This window comes from Pedobacter nutrimenti (assembly GCF_032678445.1).
Classification (GTDB): domain Bacteria; phylum Bacteroidota; class Bacteroidia; order Sphingobacteriales; family Sphingobacteriaceae; genus Pedobacter; species Pedobacter nutrimenti_A.
The window spans coordinates 360,648-382,412 of record NZ_JAVTSQ010000007.1; the positions used below are offsets into that span (position 1 = coordinate 360,648).

Below are 21,765 nucleotides of genomic sequence, written 5' to 3' on the forward strand. Positions count from 1 at the left end.
TCAAATTTTTAAAATTTTAGCATCTTTACCCTAATGACTGTTTAATTTTTAAACAGAATCTGATACTATGGGGAACTCTTTTCATTTACAGGATTTGCTGATGCTTATGTGCTGCCTGATCGCAGGAGGGCTCCTGGGCTTGTTGTTATATGGAAAAACGAAATCGCTGAGCCCTAAGTTGCGCATTTTTCTTACCAGTGTACGTGGATTAGGGCTGGCACTGATCTTATGGCTCCTTTGTGCACCATTGGTTAAACGGATTTCCTATATCCTGGAAAAACCAGTTATTGTGATCGCCCAGGACAACTCTTTATCAGTTGGACATATTGAGCCTCCAGGGTTTGTGAAAAAGAAATATGAGCAAGATCTGAAACAGCTTGCAGATCAACTTGCTGATACTTATGACGTACGAGTATACAACTTTAGCGACCGTGTAGCGACCGGTTTTGATTTTTCTAACAAAGGCAAACTGACAAATGCCACAGCTTTAATAGACAAACTGAATGATGAATTTCTGAACAGGAATGTAGGGGCAGTCATTTTAGCAACAGATGGAATTTTTAACCGGGGTGGAAATCCGGTCTATGCCGTCAACAAACTAAAGGCGCCGGTGTATACCATTGCTCTTGGAGATACAATTCCAAAGCGGGATGCCCTTATTGCCAATGTGAATTACAACAATATGGTGTACCTGGGCAATGACTTCAGTGTAGATGTACAGGTGCAGGCCTTTGAAAGTAAAAATGAACCACTGATACTTTCTGTTTTTGAGGGCGCAGGGAAAGTTCATGAAGAGAAATTAACCATCGATGCAAATACATTTGTTAAAAATATACAGGTTAAACTAAAAGCGGCTAAACTAGGGTCCAGATCCTATAAAGTTGTATTGAGTCCATTGAAAAATGAGGTATCAACGCAAAACAATGCACAGAATTTCGTTGTAGAAGTTATTGACGACAGGCAAAAAGTATTAATAGCTGCTGCCGGACCTCATCCTGATCTGGCCGTTTTGAAACAAGCCATAGAAACCAACAAACACTTTGAGGTAAAAACCATGTTGAACAAAGACCTGGATGCGGTTAATGTTGATGATTATGGGCTGGTCATTCTTTATCAGTTGCCAGACCAACAGTTTATGGCTGCGTCCCTGATTAGCAAACTGCAGGCATCCAAACGACCAGTTTGGTACATCCTTGGTGCACAAACCGACTTTGCGGCCTTTAACCGGCTGCAGCAACAGGTAAATTTTAGCAGTTCCAATGACCGGCTTCAGGAGATCAGCCCAGTAGTAAATGCTGATTTTACCACCTTTGAACTCCATGAAGCGTTTAAAAAAGGTATTCAGAGTTATGATCCGCTGCAGATACCTTATGGACAATTGAATGTCAATGGCGTTGCTTTAACGATGCTGAATCAAAAACAAATGAAAACCGGCTCCAATCTGCCTTTATGGTTTTTTATGTCCTCTGGCGAGCTTAAATCCTGCTATCTCATTGGAGAAGGACTATGGAGATGGAAGCTGACTGAAGCAAGAAATAATTTGCCTGAAACGTTGAATCAGCTGGTGTTGCAATCTGTCCAATATCTTACCGTTAAAGATGACAAACGTAAGTTTAAGGTTTATCCATCCAAAACGAGCGTAGACGAAAATGAGTCAGTAGTTTTAAATGCCAGCCTGTATAATGACAATTATCAACCCGTAAATACACCAGATGTTGTTGTTAGAATCCGTAATGAAGGTGGAAAGGTTTTTAATTTTACCTTTTCCAGATCAGAGAAAGCCTATCAACTGGATATTGGCCTATTGCCACCGGGCACTTATACCTATGTCGCAGAGACTTCCCTAAGCAGCCGGAAATATACAGCCGAAGGCATGTTCTTTGTAAACCCTTTGTTTGCTGAGTATCAGCAAACGACAGCAAATCATCAATTGTTATACACCATTTCTGGGCAAACCGGAGGAAAGATGTATGCTCCGGAAAACCTTAAAGACCTGTATAGGGAGCTCAAAAACAAGGAGACCATAAAGACCTTAAGTTTTGAGGACCTGAAATATGAAGAATTAATTAACTTTAAATGGTTATTTGTACTGATCTTAGCCCTGCTAAGTACAGAATGGTTTGTGAGAAAGAGAAACGGTTTACGCTAGTTAAAAAGTATGGAAATAAGTACATCACAAACCATCGAGATCCTGGGTACAATTTCTTTTGCAATATCCGGCTCTTTTGCAGCTATGCAAAGACGGCTTGATCCCTTCGGTGTACTGATCATTGCCTTTGTCACTTCTATAGGGGGCGGTACCGTCCGCGACTTGCTATTAGGAGATACGCCTGTGGCCTGGATGAGAGACGTCAATTATTGTCTGCTGATTCTGATCACCTGTATTGCAACCATCTTTTTCAAAACGCATATTAAAAAGTTTAAGGTAACACTCTTTCTTTTCGACTCTCTTGGTCTTGGCCTTTTTACCATGCTGGGCATTCAGAAAGGTATTTTATTTGGTCTGAGCCCTGGAATTTGTGTAGCCCTGGGCACCATTACCGGATGTTTTGGCGGAGTAATCCGGGATACCCTCCTAAATACAATTCCACTTATCTTTAAAAGGGAAATCTATGCAACAGCCTGTATCCTTGGTGGAATTTTGTATTATGGACTGATCTATTTCAAGATAGGGAATGATCTGGCCAGGATTACTGTAATTGCTTTTATATTCGTATTTCGGATTATCGTAGTGAAATATAAGCTCACTTTGCCAAGATTTGGCTATTAATCTTTGGGAGTTTCTTTGATAATGACAAAGACATCCTCGTTGTCTTTCTTCATGAAGTACTTTTCTCTGGCAAACTTCTCTGCGGTATTCAGATTGGTATTCAGTTCATTCAGGTCTTTCTTCACATGAGCCGTTTCTTTCTCATAAAAATCTTTCTCTTCCTGTAATTTGTTCACTTCTGAACGGTACTCATATTGAGACAACATATCGTTCTTGTCAAAGAACAGCATCCATACCACAAAAGCAGCAGCTGCAATGAAGTATTTGTTGCGGAAAAGATCAAGTAAACGATTCATAGACACAAATATAAGTTAAAATTCATAAAAAGAAACGGCCCTTATCAAAAATAAGGGCCGTTTCTTTTTTATATAGACTTTTAAATTATTTCTTGAAGAATTTAAAATCTTTACCAATGAAACGTGCAGCAGCACCCAACTCCTCTTCAATACGAAGCAACTGGTTGTATTTTGCAATCCTGTCCGAACGTGAAGCAGATCCGGTTTTGATTTGACCACAGTTTAAGGCTACAGCTAAATCAGCAATCGTTGTATCTTCAGTTTCACCACTTCTGTGACTCATTACTGAAGTATAACCATTAGTTTGTGCTAAAGTAACCGCATTGATGGTTTCAGTTAAAGAACCGATTTGGTTCACTTTTACCAGGATAGAGTTTGCAGTATCCTGGTCTATACCAGTTTGCAAACGCTTAACATTAGTTACGAACAAATCATCTCCAACCAACTGAACTTTATCACCGATTTTTTCGGTTAATAATTTCCAGCCAGCCCAGTCATCTTCTGCCATACCATCTTCGATAGAGATAATTGGATATTTAGCCGCTAAACTAGCCAGGTAGTCCACTTGCTCAGCGCTGGTGCGGATGGCACCTTTATCGCCTTCAAATTTAGTATAGTCGTATTTACCGTCTTTGTAGAACTCTGAAGCTGCACAGTCAAAAGCCAGGCAAATTTGTTCACCTGCTTTGTAACCTGCTTTTTCAATAGCCTTAATAATGGTTTCAACAGCATCTTCAGTACCTTCAAAAGTAGGTGCAAATCCACCTTCATCACCTACTGCAGTAGAAAGACCTCTGCTGTGCAGGATAGCTTTTAAGTTATGAAATACTTCAGTACCCCATCTTAAAGCTTCTGAGAAAGAAGAAGCGCCTACTGGCATGATCATAAATTCCTGAAAAGCAATAGGGGCATCAGAGTGCGAACCACCATTCACAATATTCATCATCGGGATAGGCAAAGTATTGGCATTAACCCCACCGATGTAACGGTATAAAGGCTGACGGCTTTCCTGAGCAGCAGCTTTAGCAACAGCTAAAGAAACACCAAGAATAGCGTTTGCACCTAAATTACCTTTGTTCTCTGTTCCGTCCAGTTTGATCATCAGGTTGTCGATGGCATTTTGCTCAAATACATCTATACCTCTTAATTCAGCAGCAATCTTATCATTAACATTGGCAACGGCTTTTAAAACACCTTTACCCATATATACAGATTTATCGTTATCACGAAGCTCTACTGCCTCGTGCATACCCGTAGAAGCACCAGATGGTACGGCCGCACGACCAAGGACACCATTTTCTGTGATTACATCTACTTCAATTGTAGGATTGCCGCGGGAGTCAAGTATTTGCCGCGCATGAACATCGATTATTAAACTCATTTTTATTGGTTTTTATTTGTAAATAAGCCTTAGTGTAGAAATTACAATTACTAAGGCAATATCCAAAGTTATAATAAATTTTAAATTATAGGCTTTGATAATGTTTTTTTTTGAATTAAGCCTTAGCTAAGAAATAGTTAAGTTAAAATGTTGCCAAAAAAAGAAGGGGGATGATTCTTAGAATTATCCCCCAGGTATGGTATTTTATCTTTTAAAATGACTATGCTGTTTCAGATTTTGAAGCAAAAACCGCTTTATAAACCAGGCCGGCCAGAATAGCCCCTGCAATAGGTGCAACCCAGAACAACCAAAGCTGACTTAGTGCCTCGCCACCAACAAATAAAGCCTGGCTGGTGCTTCTGGCAGGATTAACAGAAGTATTGGTTACGGGAATGCTGATCAGGTGTATCAAGGTAAGGCTTAGTCCTATGGCCAGGCCTGCAAACCCTTTAGGAGCTCTTTCGTCGGTAGCGCCTAAGATCACGATAAGAAATATAAATGTCATTACAACTTCGCAGACCAGTGCGGCTGTTAAACTGTATTTTCCAGGAGATAAATCTCCATAGCCATTGGTTGCAAAGCCCCCAATGGAACTTCCATTACCGGTAGCAATAACATAAAGAATACCTGCAGCGGCAATGCCACCCAGTACCTGGGAAATAATGTAGGGAATTAAATCCTTTCCATCAAAGCGTCCTCCAATCCAGAGACCAACGGATACAGCCGGATTAAGGTGAGCACCGGAGATATGTCCTATGGCGTAGGCCATGGTGACAACGGTTAGTCCAAATGCAAGGGCTACGCCGGCAAAGCCAATGCCTGCCCCAGGATAATTACAGGCAAGGACAGCGCTGCCGCAGCCGCCCAGTACGAGCCAAAATGTTCCAATAAATTCTGCTACTAGTTTTTTCATACTTTACGGTGTTTAAATTTTTATTTGGTGTGGGAGTGATCATAGATGTAATTTACAATAAATAATTATGATTTACACAAATAAAATTTCAGTAAAGTAGTTTTTTTTACTCCCACTTAAAAACCTTAACAGCTACAGCGTAGATGCCAAACCCCCAGATAATCATGATCAGGATTTGTTGTTTGACGTCCCATAAACCTGCACCTTCAAATGCAACCTTTCGCATCGCGTCGTTCAGATAAGTTAAAGGCAGGGCTCTGCTGATGGGTTGCAGCCAGTTTGGAAATGCATCTATAGAAAAGAAAGTGCCCGAAAGTAAAAATTGAGGTAAAGTAATAATATTGGATATTGGTGGGATGGTGCTTTCGCTTTTGGCCAGTCCAGACACCACAAATCCAAAGCCCATAAAAACAATAACGCCAATAGTAGCCAGTAAGAGCATATTGATTACCGTTATGACGCCATGAATCAATGTGAAATGAAAAAAGAAATGTCCAATCAGAATAATAAACAGGGCACCAAGCAAAGCAAAGCCAATTCTGGCAAGTCCTTCACCCAATACAATACTGGATCTTTTCACCGGTGTGGCAAAAAAACGTTTGATCACCAGAGTTTGGCGTAAACTGAAAAAGACGAACGCCGTTCCAAATACACCCGTACTGAGTAAAGAGAAGCCCAGTTGTCCGGGGAGGATAAAGTCTATGGTCCTGTAAATACGTCCTTTCACAGTGCTTTCATTCAATTCAGCAATGGTTGGTTTCATATCTCTTGAGTTGAGTGTATAAAGCAGGTTATTCAGGATGGATTTAAGAATGTTGGACTTATCAATAGAGGCCGAAGTGTACTTTACATCGGCTATAAAGGCTGGCGTACCCGATGGATTACTTTTAACATCAATGACAGCATCGATGGTTCCTTTTTCAAGGTCGGCCTGAATTTCTTTAGGGGCTTTATCTTTGATGAGCCTCACTACAGAGACTTTTTCCAAGGCATAGATTATTGGGTTTTGAAGATTAGAACCGGGTGCAACAGCCAGGTCTACTTTAACCCCACCTCCGCCAAGAAAACCGAAAACGAGAATAAAGATCAGCGGAAAAGCCAGGGTAAATACAACAGCAGAGGGGCTGCGCATGATGGATCTGAAGCTGGCTTTAGCGAGGGCTAAAGTTGCTTTGGTATGGTTATAAGGTTTGTTCATGGTTTTTAGATTATCCTTCGCGCCATTGCTGGCCGGTCAGGTTAATAAATACATCTTCAAGGTTTGCCTTTTTTACTTCTTTTTTTCGTTCAAAGCCACTGTTGACCAGGTTATCAATCAAATTATCGGGTGAATCCAGAGCAATGATCTGTCCGTGTTCTACAAAAGCAACCCGGTCACAGAGCTGTTCCGCTTCATCCATATAATGTGTTGTGATCACCACAGTGGTACCGCTTTTGCGGATTTCAATGATGAGGTCCCATAGATTACGCCGGGCCTGTGGATCTAAACCGGTTGTGGGTTCGTCCAGGAAGATGATTTTGGGATTGTTGATGAGGGTGGTGGCGATGGAGAAACGTTGTTTTTGGCCTCCTGATAGGGCTTTATACCTGGCTTTGGCTTTATCCTGAAGATTTACTTTCTCCAGCATTTCCATGGGCTTGATGTCTACTCCATATAGTCCGGAAAACAATTCCATCAGTTCAACCAGGTTGAGGTTGGGGTAGTAGCCCGCAGCTTGTAACTGTACACCAATAATTTGTTTGATCCGCCCAGCATCATGATCTACTGATAAACCATCAACGGTAATTTCTCCGGATGTTTTCTCTCTTAGGGTTTCAATGATTTCGAGGGTTGTCGTTTTTCCGGCGCCATTTGGGCCAAGTAACCCAAAGATTTCGTTTTCATACACGTCAAAGCTGATGCCTTTTACCGCGTTGAAATCATCATAGTTCTTTACCAGGTCTTTAACACTGATAATGGCCTTCTTTTTATCCATGGTGTAAAAGTAAGAAGGTTTTTAAGGAATAGAAAACCATCTATCCCTTAAAACCTGCAATATGTCGGTAAAATGATGCTTTAAACCTGTGAATAAGGTTACCAGGCGAGTTCGCCTTTGATCATTTCAATAAAGTCATCAAAAAGATAACGGGAATCATGAGGGCCTGGAGAAGATTCCGGGTGGTACTGAACAGAGAAAGCTTTTTTGCCTTTGACACGAATACCTTCAATAGACTGATCGTTCAGGTTAAGGTGGGTGATCTCCACTTTGTCAGAACTTCTTACTTCTTCTGGAATCACGCCGAATCCGTGGTTTTGTGAAGTCACTTCACAATGATTTTTGATGATGTTCTTTACCGGGTGGTTTAATCCTCTGTGTCCGTTGAACATTTTCATGGTTCCGATACCATTGGCTTCTGCCAGCAGCTGATGACCTAAACAAATTCCAAACAGGGGTTTGTCTGCAGCCAATACCTGCTTAACGGTTTCAATTGCATAAGGCATTGCGGAAGGGTCACCAGGACCATTAGAAATAAAATAGCCGTCTGCTCCCCATTTATTCATCTCTTCGAAGGTTGTCTTTGCAGGAAATACCTGTACGTAGATGTCTCTGTCGTCAAAATTACGAAGGATATTTTTCTTAATACCCAGATCCAGTGCAGCAATCTTATACGTAGCTTCCGGAGATCCGTAGAAATAAGGTTCTTTGGTAGATACCTGTGAAGATAGCTCTAAACCATCCATGGAAGGAACTTCTGCTAATTTCTTTTTCAATTCCTCCAGATCAGTAATTTCCGAGGAGATAATGGCATTCATTGCACCTTTATGTCTGATGTGACGCACCAGGGCACGGGTGTCTATGTCTGAAATACCAACGATGTTTTCATTCTGAAAGTAATCCTGGATCGATTCCGAAGCTTCTTTACGACTAAATCCGATGTTGTAGTTTTTGCAAACCAGACCCGCTATTTTGATAGAATCAGATTCGATTTCTTCTTTATGTATACCATAATTTCCGATATGAGCATTGGTGGTAACCATGATCTGTCCGAAATAGGAAGGATCAGTAAAAATTTCCTGATACCCGGTCATTCCTGTATTGAAACAAATTTCTCCGGTTGTGGTACCGATTTTTCCGGCTGCTTTACCGTGGTATACGGTTCCGTCTGCCAATAACAAGATCGCGGGTAACTTGGTGTAGTTAGTCATGATGATAATAATCAGAAATTATGTGGAAAAAAGAGAAAAAAGAATGGGGAGTACTGGCATTTTTGCCGTTTTTACTGTTAACAAATGTGATGTTATCTAACCCGTTCATTTCGGGATACAAAGATAGGTTTTTGAGTGTTCATTTCAATATTTTTTTAACAGTAATTTTAATAGGGGATAGAATAAGGGAATTTAGAGGAAAATTCTGTACAGCTGCTTCAAGACTAACGATATCAGGCGGGCCGAAAAAGCCCGCAGATCTCTGATGTCTTTCCGCAGCGTACGAGAATTTTCCTTAGCAAATTGCAGAGGAGGGAGGTGACCGGGCAGGTCGCAGAGGTTATGATTGTGTACTGGTGTCTAGTCCCAGCAGAGTTAGTCCGGTGTGAGTCCGGAGTAAGTCCGGGTTTTTGTAGAAAAACCCGGACTTAGGCTGCTCTAATTAGGTAGTAACTCAGGTGTTAGTAAAAGCCAGAACAGGAACAGGCAGGTTCCAGGCAAATACCAATTAAATAACCTCGTCGAATTCCATAACCTACTCTGCACCCTGCCCGGACTCTCCTCCCAGCTAAGCACCTAAAAAAAATCAATATACTCCGAGAGGACCTCAGGGCGCCTTGCCACAAGAGCGCAGCGAGGCAAGGAGTCCAGTCCTCGAAGAGTATATTGATTTTTTAATAAGCTCTCAATAACCTTACTATGCTACTATTTTTACGTTAAGGTTATTGTTTTTGCGTTTTATTTCGATTGTAAAACCTAATTTTGTCAATCTAAACCTAATAGGCATGTCAGTAAATAAAGAAGTAAAACGCATTACTACACATATTCTGCAAGAAATGAAACAACGTGGCGAGAAAATAGCCATGTTAACAGCTTATGACTATTCCATGGCAACAATCCTTGGAGACGCAGGGCTGGATGTATTACTCGTTGGAGATTCTGCATCTAATGTTATGGCAGGGCATGAAACAACCCTTCCAATTACGCTGGACCAAATGATTTACCATGCTCAGAGTGTGGTTAGGGGAGCAGGACGGGCATTCGTTGTTGTAGATCTGCCTTTCGGATCTTATCAGGGAAATTCTAAAGAAGCCCTGAATTCGGCCATCAGGATTATGAAAGAGTCCGGCGCACATGGTGTAAAGCTGGAGGGCGGAGCGGAGATTGTGGAGTCAGTAGAACGTATTATTACTGCAGGCATACCAGTGATGGGACACTTGGGGCTTACCCCGCAATCTATTTATAAATTTGGAACCTATACGGTAAGAGCTAAAGACGAGCTGGAAGCAGAGAAATTAAAAAGCGACGCAAAGATTCTGGAAAAAGCAGGGTGTTTTTCAGTTGTGCTGGAAAAAATACCTGCAAAATTAGGGAAGGAAGTATCTGAAAGTTTACATATTCCAACCATAGGAATTGGAGCAGGCCCGGATTGCGACGGACAAGTACTCGTTGTTAATGATATGATTGGTCTTACAAAAGGCTTTAAACCTCGTTTTCTGCGTCAGTACCTGGATTTGTATAATGGAATTAAAGGTGCAGCAGAATCTTACATTAAAGATGTAAAGGGCAACGATTTTCCTAATGAAAAAGAACAATACTAAGAAATGCCTGTAACCGATAAAGATATACTTTACGAAGACAATCACCTCATAGCAGTATATAAACGCGCCGGTGATATTGTTCAGATTGATGAGACAGGAGATGAGCCATTGGAAGACATGGTTAAGAAATATCTTGCTAAAAAATACGATAAACCCAACAGTGCTTTTCTGGGTGTGGTACACCGCCTGGACCGCCCCGTTAGCGGAGTAATCCTGTTTGCCAAAACCAGTAAAGCATTGGAGCGTATGAATGCGCTTTTTAAGAACAGGGAAATCAAAAAGACCTATTGGGCAGTGGTGAGAAACAAGCCTGCACAACCTTCAGGTACATTGGTACACTGGCTGATTAAGAACCCTCAGAAAAACGTAGTTACCCCCCACAATAAAGAAGTGCCCGGAAGTCAGCGCTCTGAGTTGAGCTACAAGCTGATTGGAGAACTTGGTGGCTACTACCTGATCGAGGTAGATCCATTAACTGGTCGTTCTCATCAAATCCGGGTACAGCTCTCTACCTTAGGCTGCCCTATTGTTGGAGACAATAAATACGGTTATCCGAGAGGGAGCAGAAAAGGCAGTATTTGCCTGCATGCACGTCGTCTCCAGTTTATACACCCGGTAAAAAAGGAGCCTGTTAATATATTTGCCAAATTGCCGGTTGATGGTTTTTGGGAACGGTTTGAAGATTTCTAATTGCAATCTGTTTTGGTCAGTACAATGGCATTGTTGAATTGGAGGTTTTTTGGATCTTTAAATACCATCTCTCCATTTTTATCTTCCACATCGCCGAAGCCTTCTATGAATTGATTTTCCTTTTTAAGAAAGGCGACTTGTCTTGCTGAATGCATGCCTTCGGAATCAAAGGTATAATCGATTAACAGGGTATCGCCTTTCATCACACCAGATATCGTCCCGTAATTTCTATCTTTTTCATACAAACTATAGGTTAAATCTCCGGTAATCTTGCCCGACGTTGTATGCAGGGAAAGGGCTATGGTATCCCTATCTTTAATATAGGAATAGCATTCTTGTCCGGGAAGGATAACGTGCTCACTTTCTGCATGCACTATGCTGTCGGCTTTTGGGTTGGTTACAGTGGCGTTCTGACAGGAGCTCAGCACGCCTGTAAGTGCGAAAAGCGAAAGAAGGTAATGTTTCATCTCTTGGTTCTTCAATAAGGTATACAACAGTTAAGGTACAAAATAGTTGAGCAAAGTTGAAATTAAACAGAAAACCCCACTTTTAGTGGGGTTTTCTAAACAAATAACAAAACGTATTACCATACAAAGGTAGCTGCTGCCCCGGCTGGTAAATTAGCCTCCAGGGTTTTGCCTGCATCTTTTATATTGAAATTTTGAGTATGGTCAGTTGTATTGGTTACGATGAGCACTTTCTTGCCTTCGGGTGTTTTAAAGGCCACGTTCTCCAGTCCGCCTATAGAATTGGATCCAATCCTTACAGAGCCCGGAGCCACAAATTTAGAAGCATGGCCAATAATATAGTAAGCCACGTTTCTGTTGACGGCTGAATGTATGGTTAAAGCACCAAGACAGGTTACACAGCCACCTACGGTATGCGGACCATAAGATGGATCTGCAGCCAGGTTCCATTCCAATACATTTCTGGCCCAGTTCCGTGTGGCCCCAATGATCAGCGTAGAAACATGCCATTTCAGATCTTCTGGGAAATTACCCGGGCCACCAACCCATTGCTCTGTAAAATACAGGTTCTTATCCGGGTGGGCATTATGGACTTCAGTCAGGGCATCAATTTTACCACCATATAAATGAAAAGCAGAACCATCTACATATTGACGGGCTTCCGGATCATTCAGGATCGTAATAGGATAATCTGGTCTGTCGGCATTATGGTCATAGACAATGATCTTGGTTTTGATGCCTTCCTTTTTAAACACAGGACCAAGGGCAGTTTTAACGAATCTGGCCTGATCCGGAGCCTCCATATACATGCTGGGTACATTTCCGGGGTGTAAAGGTTCATTCTGAATGGTCACCGCATCAATAGTAATTCCTTGTGCTTTCATGGCCTGAATGTATTTTACAAAATACTTAGCATAGGATTCATAATACTCAGGTTTTAAACTGCCTCCTTTAAAACTGTTGTTGTCTTTCATCCAGGTCGGCGCTGTCCATGGAGAACCCAGGATTTTAATAGAAGGATTGATGGCCACAATGCGTTTAAGCACTGGAATCAAGTCTTTCATTTCTCTGGACAGGGAGAATTTTTCCTGGTTTATATCGGTCTGTCCAGCGGGAAGATCATTATAAGTAAATGTATCTGCACTTAAGTCTGATGCACCTATACTGATGCGCAGGTAACTGATGCCAATGCCATTTCCTTTGCTGGAGAAAAGTTCCTGAAGCAGGTCTTCCTTTTCTTTTGCAGCAAGACCATTGATCAATGTGGCGCTTCCGCCAGTTAAGGTGAAACCAAAGCCATCAATACTTTGATAAGTCTGTTGTCCATTGACCTCAATGGTCGGGTTACTGTTGTTAAAATCTCCAAAGTTCAACTGGGTATTTTGTTTGGCCAGCAAAGAAGACTGATCAGGTGTAGTTAACCAAAGCTCTGCCTTTCCTGTAATATTGGGTTGTAGGTCTTTCCTGGCAGAGCAGGCTCCTAAAGTCACTGCGGCAAGCAGGCAAAGATTGTAAATCGGTTTCATCATAGGGCTTAAAGGCTATAGTTAAAGTTAATCTTCTTATCGGCGATCTGGATAGTGAACTCCCCTGGTTCAGTTACTTTTTTGAGATCAGGCATCACTACAGCAAGATCTTCCGGGCTGATGTGGAAAGTTACCGTCTTGGTTTCGCCTGGTTTCAGATCAATTTTATCAAAGGCTCTTAAACGTTTAGCATCCGGGCTAATTGGACTGGATACCAGTTGAGAGGTGTATAAGAGTACACTTTCTTTACCGTTTACTTTACCACTGTTGGTGATGTCTACAGAAACGGTTAATTTCTCGCCAGCTTTAAGAACCTTACTGCTGAGTTTGATATCGCTGTAGGTAAAAGTGGTGTAGCTTAGACCTTGTCCAAAAACATATTGAGGGTTGTAATCTGCATCGTAGTTGTATACACCTTCGGTCGTAGAACGGGATTCAGATGGCTTGTGGTAATAGGTAAATAAGGCATTTGGGTACTGAGGGTAAGTATACGGTAATCTTCCTGATGGATTTACATCACCGTATAAGATATCTGCAAGGGCATCTCCACCAAAGTTACCAGGTTGGTAGGTTTGCAATACAGCAGCCATTTTGCTTTCAAATTTACTGATCACACGGGGTCTTCCTTCATTCAGGACAAGAATGATCTTTTTACCGGTTGCAGCTAATTTCTGCGCCAGTTCTGCTTGAAGATCTGAGATATACAGATCATTTAAATTACCTGGAGTTTCTGTGTACGTATTTTCTCCTAAACAGAGGACTATGACGTCTGCATTTTTGGCTGCATTCACAGCTTCATCCATCTTGTCAACATATTCTTCATAATACTTCCCATCCATTTTATAGCTTACTCCTGGAATATAGCTTACATTTTGCTGTCCCGCCTTGCGTTGAATGGCTTTTAAAATGGTGTTGTATTTTGCAGCGAATTCTTCTACTTTTTCACCTTGCCATGAATAGGTCCATGCACCGTTAAGGGTTCTCATAGAATTGGCATTTGGTCCGGTAACCAATACTTTAAGGGATTTGCTTAATGGCAAAACCTGGTCTGTATTTTTTAGCAAGGTAATAGACTCTGCTGCGGTGTTATAAGCGGCTTTTTCAAAGGCCGGACTTCCAAACTTAGGGTAGTCTTTAGGATTGGTGGTCGGTTTTTCAAAAAGGTTAAGATCATATTTCACCATCAGGATCCTTCTAACCGCATCATTGATGCGTTCTTCTTTGACCTGGCCTTCTTTAACCAGCGCAATCAGATCATCGCAGAAAGGCTCATAATTGTAGGCAATCATAGACATGTCAATACCGGCATTAATAGCCAGCCTAACTGCGTCTTTGTTGTTTTTGGCTACATGATCTCTGGCATACAGGTTTTCTATATCACCCCAGTCTGTCACCACCAGGCCTTTAAAACCCAGTTCTTCTTTCAGTATTTTGGTCAGGATCTCGTAATTGGCATGTACGGGTACGCCATTAATCAAACCAGAGTTGATCATGATGGTTTTTGCACCTGCATCAATGGCCGCTTTGAAGGGCGGAAGATGATACTCTCTCAGGGCCTGCTCTGAAATTACGGCAGGTGTTCTGTCCTTTCCCGAAATTGAAGACTGGTAGCCTAAAAAGTGCTTTACTGAGGTCGCTACGTGAAATGGGTTGGAAACATCGTTGTTTTCTCCTTCAAATCCTTTGACCATGGCTTTGCCAAGTTCTCCAGCCAGGTAAGGGTCTTCGCCGAAAGTTTCCTGCTGACGTGGGAAACGGGGATCAGGTCCAAGATCCAGTTGCGGAGAAAAAGTCCATGGAATAGAACTTGCCCTGGTTTCATAAGCCGAGATCTCCGCCCCTTCCCGCACAAGCTTACGGTTAAAGGTTGCCGCTTGTCCAATTTCCTGAGGAAACATGGTTGCTCCGGCAGTATAGGTTTCTCCATGGATACCATCTATACCGTAGATCACAGGAATGCGGTTTTTGCCGCTCATGGCTACTTTTTGGATTTTGCCGATAATATCATACCAAACAGCAGTTGTTCTTGCCCGGTTATTCGAGGTGTTCAGTACAGAGCCAATTTTATATCGGATCAGCGCTTTTTCCATTTCCTTCTGATCGAGGGTAAATGGCTCATAGCTGGTAAAGCGGTCTTTACCCTTACCAATCACATCCAGGGTGATCTGTGCCATCTGACCCACTTTTTCTTCGAGGGTCATCTTTTTAAGCAAGGCCTCAACTTTAGCTTCCTTGCTGTTTTGTGCTTCAGCGGTAAAGACGCTGCAAAATAAGAGGATCGGAATTAAACTTTTCTTATGGTTCATAGTGTGTGTGTATAACAAAGGCTGTTTACACAGCCTTTGTTGGGTAATTGATGATTATCTTACATTTGGATTCCTGTCCAGTTCTTCCTGTGGAATAGGGAAGAGCAGTTTGCCAGCAGTAACATTGTAATTCAAGGATGCACCGTTGCCATCTTTCTGCGCGTTCATTACTGCAATTGCACGATTGGTGCGCAGTAAATCGAACCACCTGTGTCCCTCGAAAGCAAGTTCCAGACGACGTTCTTTTTCTATGGCTAAACGCATAGACGCCTGGTCTGCAGCTGGGGTACCTGCCAGTTTAACCCTCGATCTGATTTGATCAACAATGGTTTTAGCGGATGACCATCCACCTGCACTAAGTTCATTCAGGGCTTCAGCTTTCAACAGCATAATGTCTGCGAGTCTGAGGATATAACTGTCGGATTTGTCATCAGCTCTGTATTTGTTGATGAAAGGATAGCTTGTTTTTGACCAGTAACTATCTGTCCAGCCCTCTGCACTTACATTCAGAAATGAAATGCTGGAGTTTTTACGTACGGCATCGCCTTCAGCATCAAATGCAGCAACAAGATCATTGGTTGGGGTATTGAATTTTTTCCATCCTAAACCAACGATCACACTCGGCATCCAGTTTCCATGAACACCTCCCCAGCCGTCATACTGCATTTCCCAGATGGCCTCCGTATTGTTTTTGTGGTTGGAGTCCCAAAGGTTATCGTAATTACTCACTAAAGAATAGCCTCCGGAAATTACCAGATCTGCATACTGCTGTACCTTAGCCCAGTTCGGGGTTGGCATGCTGGCATATACTTTAGACAATAAGGCATTGGCAACGCCTTTGGTTACAATCCCCTTGTTGGCGGCAGTGGAGGCTGCATTGGCTGCACCAAATTCCAGATCTTTGATGATTTGTGCGTAAATCTCGTCAACTGAAGCTTTTTTAGGATAGTATTCTGCATCTGTGCTCGGCAGAGCAAGAACCAATGGTACAGAACCCCAGGTTCTCACCAGGTTAAAATACATATAAGCCCTCATGATGCTCGCCTCTGCAAGGATCTGCTGTCTTCTGTTGTTGACGTCCAGTTTAGGATCGCTGATTTTTCCAACGTTGTTCAGAATGATGTTACAGTCTTTGATATTGCCATACAAACCATTCCAGTCTCTTTTAACGTTGCCGTTTGTAGAGATGATGGTGAATTTGTCAATGGCGATATTATCGGCATTATCTCCTCCTGCATAACAATTGTCTGCTGTGACATCCCCGTTGGTCATGTAATCCCAGATGTGATAATCGACATACATACCGGAATAAGCCCCTGCAATCAGTTTTTCCGCTGCTGCTGCATCGGCGAAAGCCTGATCAGGACCAACCTGTGTAATTGGGGTTTTGTCTAAGAAATCTTTTTTGCAGCTTCCAAGTGTCAAGGCTAGTGTGCCTGCTGCGATTAATGAATATAATTTGAATTTCATGTTCTGTTTAAATTAAAAGCCTACGTTAACACCAAATAAGAATGTTCTGGACTGAGGATAAGTTCCATAGTCTACGCCCATTGAAGGACCGTTGGCATCATACTGATTTACTTCCGGATCAAATCCTTTGTACTTTGTAAAGGTGAGCAGGTTATAGCTGGAAGCGTAAATCATCACTTTGCTCATTTTTAATTTACCCAATGCCATTTGTCCGAAATTGTAAGACAATGTGGCTGTTTTTAAACGCAGGTATGAACCGTTTTCTACAAAGCGGCTTGACGTTTTGGTATTGTCGGTGTCGTCTTTTACAGCTTTAGGGATGTCGGTGGTCCTGTTTTGTGGTGTCCATCTGTTCAGAACAGTAGCCAATTGGTTTTTGGAGTCATTTAAACTCTCCAGTTCCATTCGGGAAGCATTGTAGATGTCATTTCCTTGTACGCCCTGGAACAGGAAGGTCAGGCCAAAATTCCCATATGTTAAGGTGTTGTTTACACCATAAGTAAATTTAGGTTGTGCAGAACCGATAAAAGTGCGGTCAGCTGCAGTAATCTGGTTGTCTCCATCCAGGTCTTTGTAGGTTTCCATACCGGTTTCAGGGTTAACTCCTGTGGCAACATAGCCGTAGAAACTGCCCAATGGGCGGCCAACCTCTACTCTGATGGCATCATCGCGCTGATAGATTCCGCCAAAGCTGATGGAACTCACTTTATCTCCAAGGCTGGTTACTTTATTTCTGTTCAGAGAGAAATTCAGATCTGTATTCCAGGTGAATTTTTTTCCTTCTACATTTTTTGTTGAAAGCACAAACTCAAGACCTTTGTTTTCAACTGCACCTACATTTTTTACAATTTTACCAAATCCAACACTGTTTGGAAGGGGTTGGTTGATCAGTAAATTGTTTGTTTTTTTGAGGTAAGCATCGGCAGTAAAGGTGATGCGACTGTTGAACATGCTCAAATCCAGACCAAGGTTGGTTTGGGTAGAAGCTTCCCATTGCAGCTGGTTGTTTGGCAATTGGCTAAGGGTGTAATTTCCCTGAGCATCTGGTTGGTAAAGTTCCAGATACGGGTAATCTCCAATACCTTCGTCATTACCAACTTTACCCCAGCTAGCACGTAGTTTTAAATCATTGATCGATTTGCTGTCTTTCAGGAAATTCTCTCCTGAGATTCTCCATCCAACAGAAGCCGATGGAAAATAACCATATTTATTGTCTTTTCCGAAACGGGATGATCCGTCGGCACGGAAGTTTGAAGTAAATAAGTATTTGCTGTCATATGCATAGGTTACACGGGCAAGGTAGGAACGTTTGGTCCATTGTGCAGCCGTTACAACCTGTGCCGGAACATTTGATCCGCGAGGCAATAGTTGTTTATTAGCACCCAGAAAATTGCTTTCTGAGTAAGGCGTGTACAGATAATCTGAAGACTGCAGGGTCATACCGGCAGTTGCTGTAAAAGCATTCTTGTCTACGTTTTTAGCATAGCTTAAAATGTTTTCGTTCAGCCATACATGGTCTTTGGTCTTGTTGTTGTTGTATAAACCCTTCTGATCCCGGCCGTAAGTGGTCATGTATGGGTCTAAGAAATAGGTATAATAAGCATCTCTGTTGTTGGCACTGATGCTGGATTTGAAAGACAGGTCTTTTGTAAACTTGATCTCTGCAGCAAAGGACCCCAGGAACCTGAGTTCATTGGTGTTGTTGTTGGCTGCGAAAGCAGCACCGTATGGGTTTTCAGAACCCGCTTTATAAGGATTGGATGCATAAGTACCATCAGCATTATACACACCAATAGTTGGCGGAGTAGCCAATGCAGCGATAATTGTTCCACCTTTAGCAGCACCTGCATTGTCTGGAACGTCAATTGAATTTTTTGAAGTTAAAGCTGCGGTTGCATATAATTTTAACCAGTTGGTGAGGCTTTGGGAACCATTGAAGTGCATGGTGTATTTATCCAGTTTTGCCGGAGCAACAACACCTTTGTCTTGCTGGTAGCCAGAAGAGAAAGCGTATTGACCACCTTTAATACCACCGGAAAGTGATAACTGATAGTTGTTTTGAATGCCGGTTCCAAAAGTTTTCTTTTGCCAGTCTGTATTTTCATTGCCTAATCCTTCTACACCATAGCCGAGTTCCTGCATCAGTGCAATGTACTGGTCTCTGTTTAGAACTTTTTCTTTTTTCCAAAGATTAGAGAATCCGGTAAAGGCATTGAAGCCTACGGCTAATTTCTGAGTACCCTTTTTAGTGGTGATCAATACAACCCCATTTGCACCACTGGAACCATAGATGGCTGCTGCGGACGCATCTTTTAAAATGGTCATGCTTTCGATGTCATTTGGGTTGATGAAACTTGCATCACGTGAGGTTACTCCATCAATAACATATAATGGACTGTTCGAGGCCAGGATAGAGGTGTTACCACGTATACTTACTGTAATCCCTGCACCTGGTTTTCCGGATTGTGAACTCACCTGTACACCCGCTGCTTTACCTTGTATGGCTTGTACAGCATTGGTGATGGGTTGATTCTCGATGTCTTTTGAAGAAACAGAGACAATTGCTGAGGTGAGGTCTTTCTTGGTTTGGGTACCATAACCAACTACAACCACTTCATTGAGTTGGTTGTTGTCATCAGCCAGAGTTACATTAAGCGTGGTTTTACCAGCAACACTCTGCTCTGTGGTTTTATAACCAATAAATGAAAAAGTAAGGGTCGCATCGGCAGGTGCTTTTAAGAGAAAAGATCCATTAGCTCCGGTCATGGCTCCCTGCGAGGTACCTTTGACTTTTACCGAAACACCAGGTAAAGGCAGACCTTGCTGGTCTCTGACTTCACCTTTTATGGTAATGTCTTGTGCCATCGCGATACCGAAAGAACACAAGAGAAAAACAATAAAAAGAGTAAACTTTTTTGTCATGATTTTTGCTTTGTTTAAATTAAATTGATGGATAAAGTTAAGCTGACTTTAAGGTTAAATCCAAGTAAATTGAGAAAAATATTTAATGTAATTATCTGATAATTAGATAGTTGTATTGATTTCGATACGCTTTGGTACCGTAGTTCAATTGCTTGCTTACCGGCTGATAAACAGTGCTTAAGGTTGTTTAGGGCTGTGGCTTGCTATGGGGGCACGATACGGTTCAGTACCCTGTAATTTTTTATTCTAAAAAAGACCTTTTTTTAGATAAAGGACATAGAAATTCTTGTTTTCTTACGCAGAAGCGGTCATTACTTAATCTAAAACCAGTTCGCTCCAGCCATTTTTATTGGTCTTTTTGAGTTTGGATTTTCGTTCTTCCATAACGGTTTTGATCCGGGTTCCATAGGTCCAGCAAGTACTTTGCCGGATATTTAGCAGTTCCGAAAGCTTGTGCGATGAAATTTTTCCTTTGGAAGAAAAGATCAGAAATACCATATAAAATGCTTTGTTGATGGGGATCCTGGTGTTGTGAAAAATGGTATACGTAGTTACAGATTCTTCATAACCACATTTGCTGCATCTGCGGCTGTAGGGAATATGGCCCGCATAGAAGTGTGTGTTTTTACACTTGCGGCAAATATAGCCGTTTTTCCATTTCAATTCTGCCAGGAAGAGGTTGCAGCTTTCCTTATCGGGATAGATCCTGCTGAACTCTTCAAAATCCACATCGGCAGACATAACCCTGTCTCTTGTTACTTTCTCTACATTGGTTTGCAGTTCCTGGTTGTCTTGTTCCAGGAGAATGTTCATTCTGGTGATCTCTTCTGCCTGCTGCAGGAGCAAGTCATTGGCCTGCTGTAATTCACTGTTTTTGGCTTCGATGATGAGAGACTTGTGAAAAACTTCTTTGGTTCTGGTTTCTACCTGATGCTCCAGTTCCTGGTTCAGATTGTCTTTGAGTTTGGCATTGACGGCCATTTGTTTAATGATCTGTCTTTGGGCTTTGTCCTTTTTCTTTTTTAAGATGCTGACCTTGTCTCCGATAGCAAAAGAAAGGAACACCATTTCAAGTACAAAACAAAAGCTCAAACTATAGTAGCTGATCACCCCAAAATTGATCCAGTCAAAATGAAGCATAATCAAGAGTTTCATGGTAAAGCCAAGAAATAAGAAACCGTAGCCCAGTACAAAGAATCTTGCCGGCAGATAACCTTTACTGTAAATGTAAATCCCTGTAAAGAAGGCTGCTGAAAGCGGGATGAACTCTATAAACTTATAGCTGAACAAATTTTGGTTAAACAGAAGACTGTACACGAAAAAGGCAATCCTTAATCCAATAATCCATAAAATAACCTGGTTTAACCGTGGAGCTTTAGCTTTTACATAAAGTAAGGCCCGCGTAAACAGTAAAGCAAATATACTGGCTGCGCACAAGGCAAAGGCATAAGCAATCTGATTCCATCCGGGAGCATTTGGCCAGAGATATTGGTAGGCTATGCCATCATTACTCATCTCAAACAGACCTACGCTTAAATTGTACAGGACATAATACAGATATTGTTTTTGCCGGATGGCAATAAACATAATCAGGTTATAAAAACTAAAAACCAGGATCATGCCGTAAAATATGCCAAAGAAGAAATATTCATTCAGTGCATAAGCGATAAACCACTCTGCACTTCGGAGTACAATAATGGCGTCTGCAACCTGGGAAGACCTGATTTTGAAATAATAGGTTTGAACTAGATCGTTCTTGTTGTCGATCAGGAGTTCAAAGTTTTTATGCCGGAGTACCCTTTGGCTGAATTTATAACGGTCTCCGAATATTTTGGTTTTATATGTCCCGTTGTCTTGTGGGATATAAGCGGTAATATGATCTATGGTTTGATCAAAAAACTCCAGTAAAAAGTATTTTTCTGCTTTACTATTGTGTTTGATCCGGATGCGGAACCAATAAGTTGTATTGAAGGACGTAGCCTGCGGCGTACTTGTTTTGCTGGGTTTAAACTGGTTATGATATGCCTTGCTGCTGATTTGATCAAAGCTGAGCTTTCCTCCTGGATCTTTTAGTACTTCAATCTGGTTGAAAGAGAAAATCTGCTGGCTAACGTTGTCATTGACCTCAACGGGGGCTTGTGAAAAAGCCCTTAAGGAGATCAGCAGACCGAACAGAAATACAAACGCAGCAGATTTAGATATGGTAAGGTTCTTTAGCATTGGACATACAAAGGTA

The 21,765-nt window shown here is 41.8% G+C and carries 17 protein-coding genes; 5 read left to right on the forward strand and 12 right to left on the reverse strand.

Annotated features, from left to right (window positions below; all coding sequences use genetic code 11):
- The first annotated feature begins 67 nt into the window (after positions 1-67).
- Both R2S08_RS15035 and R2S08_RS15040 read left to right on the forward strand, forming a co-directional pair.
- Positions 68-2,149: a hypothetical protein gene (locus R2S08_RS15035; RefSeq protein ID WP_316835909.1), complete on the forward strand. Its 2,082-nt coding sequence runs from the start codon at positions 68-70 to the stop codon at positions 2,147-2,149.
- Positions 2,150-2,158: 9 nt separating this feature from the next.
- Positions 2,159-2,770: a trimeric intracellular cation channel family protein gene (locus R2S08_RS15040; protein WP_133778916.1), complete on the forward strand. Its 612-nt coding sequence runs from the start codon at positions 2,159-2,161 to the stop codon at positions 2,768-2,770.
- On the opposite strand, the gene R2S08_RS15045 is transcribed toward R2S08_RS15040, so the two are convergent.
- The 6 genes from R2S08_RS15045 to carA all read right to left on the reverse strand — a co-directional run bounded on the left by R2S08_RS15045 (position 2,767) and on the right by carA (position 8,547).
- The gene (locus tag R2S08_RS15045) at positions 2,767-3,066 is read right to left on the reverse strand and encodes a septum formation initiator family protein (RefSeq protein ID WP_133778915.1); all 300 of its coding nucleotides are present in this window, start codon (positions 3,064-3,066) and stop codon (positions 2,767-2,769) included. The genes R2S08_RS15040 and R2S08_RS15045 overlap by 4 nt on opposite strands.
- A gap of 85 nt (positions 3,067-3,151) precedes the next feature.
- Positions 3,152-4,447, reverse strand: a complete 1,296-nt coding sequence (eno, locus tag R2S08_RS15050; protein ID WP_108549953.1) for a phosphopyruvate hydratase — start codon at positions 4,445-4,447, stop codon at positions 3,152-3,154.
- A 220-nt stretch (positions 4,448-4,667) separates the two neighbouring features.
- Positions 4,668-5,360 (reverse strand): aquaporin Z, encoded by a 693-nt coding sequence (gene aqpZ, locus R2S08_RS15055; protein WP_133778914.1) that lies wholly within the window; start codon positions 5,358-5,360, stop codon positions 4,668-4,670.
- A gap of 106 nt (positions 5,361-5,466) precedes the next feature.
- Positions 5,467-6,558 carry an ABC transporter permease gene (locus tag R2S08_RS15060; protein ID WP_316835910.1) on the reverse strand — a complete coding sequence of 364 codons (1,092 nt, stop codon included), beginning with the start codon at positions 6,556-6,558 and terminating at the stop codon, positions 5,467-5,469.
- Between the two features lie 10 nt (positions 6,559-6,568).
- The gene (locus tag R2S08_RS15065; protein WP_316835911.1) at positions 6,569-7,336 is read right to left on the reverse strand and encodes an ABC transporter ATP-binding protein; all 768 of its coding nucleotides are present in this window, start codon (positions 7,334-7,336) and stop codon (positions 6,569-6,571) included.
- Between the two features lie 98 nt (positions 7,337-7,434).
- A complete protein-coding gene (gene carA / locus R2S08_RS15070; protein ID WP_316835912.1) occupies positions 7,435-8,547 on the reverse strand; it encodes a glutamine-hydrolyzing carbamoyl-phosphate synthase small subunit in 1,113 nt (370 codons plus the stop codon).
- Positions 8,548-8,567: 20 nt separating this feature from the next.
- Here carA and R2S08_RS15075 point away from each other — a divergent pair, with 20 nt between their 5' ends.
- From R2S08_RS15075 to R2S08_RS15085, 3 genes are all read left to right on the forward strand, one after another.
- Complete coding sequence (locus tag R2S08_RS15075) at positions 8,568-8,813, forward strand: hypothetical protein (protein WP_316835913.1); 246 nt, start codon at positions 8,568-8,570, stop codon at positions 8,811-8,813.
- 519 nt (positions 8,814-9,332) lie between these two features.
- Positions 9,333-10,148, forward strand: coding sequence for a 3-methyl-2-oxobutanoate hydroxymethyltransferase (gene panB / locus R2S08_RS15080; RefSeq protein ID WP_316835914.1), 816 nt, complete (start codon positions 9,333-9,335; stop codon positions 10,146-10,148).
- A gap of 3 nt (positions 10,149-10,151) precedes the next feature.
- Entirely contained in the window at positions 10,152-10,838 is a 687-nt protein-coding gene (locus R2S08_RS15085) for an RluA family pseudouridine synthase (RefSeq protein ID WP_316835915.1), read from the forward strand.
- Here R2S08_RS15085 and R2S08_RS15090 read toward each other — a convergent pair.
- The 6 genes from R2S08_RS15090 to R2S08_RS15115 form a co-directional block, all read right to left on the reverse strand.
- A complete protein-coding gene (locus tag R2S08_RS15090; RefSeq protein ID WP_316835916.1) occupies positions 10,835-11,305 on the reverse strand; it encodes a hypothetical protein in 471 nt (156 codons plus the stop codon). The genes R2S08_RS15085 and R2S08_RS15090 overlap by 4 nt on opposite strands.
- Positions 11,306-11,421: 116 nt before the next feature.
- Entirely contained in the window at positions 11,422-12,834 is a 1,413-nt protein-coding gene (locus R2S08_RS15095) for a glycoside hydrolase family 30 protein (RefSeq protein ID WP_316835917.1), read from the reverse strand.
- A gap of 5 nt (positions 12,835-12,839) precedes the next feature.
- Positions 12,840-15,137, reverse strand: coding sequence for a glycoside hydrolase family 3 N-terminal domain-containing protein (locus R2S08_RS15100; RefSeq protein ID WP_316835918.1), 2,298 nt, complete (start codon positions 15,135-15,137; stop codon positions 12,840-12,842).
- A 54-nt stretch (positions 15,138-15,191) separates the two neighbouring features.
- A complete protein-coding gene (locus R2S08_RS15105) occupies positions 15,192-16,607 on the reverse strand; it encodes a RagB/SusD family nutrient uptake outer membrane protein (RefSeq protein ID WP_316835919.1) in 1,416 nt (471 codons plus the stop codon).
- A gap of 12 nt (positions 16,608-16,619) precedes the next feature.
- Complete coding sequence (locus R2S08_RS15110; RefSeq protein WP_316835920.1) at positions 16,620-19,529, reverse strand: TonB-dependent receptor; 2,910 nt, start codon at positions 19,527-19,529, stop codon at positions 16,620-16,622.
- Positions 19,530-19,844: 315 nt separating this feature from the next.
- A complete protein-coding gene (locus R2S08_RS15115; protein ID WP_316835921.1) occupies positions 19,845-21,749 on the reverse strand; it encodes a 7TM diverse intracellular signaling domain-containing protein in 1,905 nt (634 codons plus the stop codon).
- Positions 21,750-21,765 lie beyond the last annotated feature (16 nt).

Bases quoted from the DNA above. Each gene is read 5' to 3' on its own strand.
- R2S08_RS15110 (WP_316835920.1), bottom strand. From the start codon at position 19,529: ATGACAAAAAAGTTTACTCTTTTTATTGTTTTTCTCTTGTGTTCTTTC.
- R2S08_RS15095 (WP_316835917.1), bottom strand. From the start codon at position 12,834: ATGATGAAACCGATTTACAATCTTTGCCTGCTTGCCGCAGTGACTTTA.
- R2S08_RS15040 (WP_133778916.1), top strand. From the start codon at position 2,159: ATGGAAATAAGTACATCACAAACCATCGAGATCCTGGGTACAATTTCT.
- R2S08_RS15035 (WP_316835909.1), top strand. From the start codon at position 68: ATGGGGAACTCTTTTCATTTACAGGATTTGCTGATGCTTATGTGCTGC.
- R2S08_RS15090 (WP_316835916.1), bottom strand. From the start codon at position 11,305: ATGAAACATTACCTTCTTTCGCTTTTCGCACTTACAGGCGTGCTGAGC.
- R2S08_RS15075 (WP_316835913.1), top strand. From the start codon at position 8,568: ATGTGGAAAAAAGAGAAAAAAGAATGGGGAGTACTGGCATTTTTGCCG.
- R2S08_RS15065 (WP_316835911.1), bottom strand. From the start codon at position 7,336: ATGGATAAAAAGAAGGCCATTATCAGTGTTAAAGACCTGGTAAAGAAC.
- R2S08_RS15105 (WP_316835919.1), bottom strand. From the start codon at position 16,607: ATGAAATTCAAATTATATTCATTAATCGCAGCAGGCACACTAGCCTTG.
- aqpZ (WP_133778914.1), bottom strand. From the start codon at position 5,360: ATGAAAAAACTAGTAGCAGAATTTATTGGAACATTTTGGCTCGTACTG.
- R2S08_RS15085 (WP_316835915.1), top strand. From the start codon at position 10,152: ATGCCTGTAACCGATAAAGATATACTTTACGAAGACAATCACCTCATA.
- carA (WP_316835912.1), bottom strand. From the start codon at position 8,547: ATGACTAACTACACCAAGTTACCCGCGATCTTGTTATTGGCAGACGGA.
- panB (WP_316835914.1), top strand. From the start codon at position 9,333: ATGTCAGTAAATAAAGAAGTAAAACGCATTACTACACATATTCTGCAA.
- eno (WP_108549953.1), bottom strand. From the start codon at position 4,447: ATGAGTTTAATAATCGATGTTCATGCGCGGCAAATACTTGACTCCCGC.
- R2S08_RS15060 (WP_316835910.1), bottom strand. From the start codon at position 6,558: ATGAACAAACCTTATAACCATACCAAAGCAACTTTAGCCCTCGCTAAA.
- R2S08_RS15100 (WP_316835918.1), bottom strand. From the start codon at position 15,137: ATGAACCATAAGAAAAGTTTAATTCCGATCCTCTTATTTTGCAGCGTC.
- R2S08_RS15045 (WP_133778915.1), bottom strand. From the start codon at position 3,066: ATGAATCGTTTACTTGATCTTTTCCGCAACAAATACTTCATTGCAGCT.
- R2S08_RS15115 (WP_316835921.1), bottom strand. From the start codon at position 21,749: ATGCTAAAGAACCTTACCATATCTAAATCTGCTGCGTTTGTATTTCTG.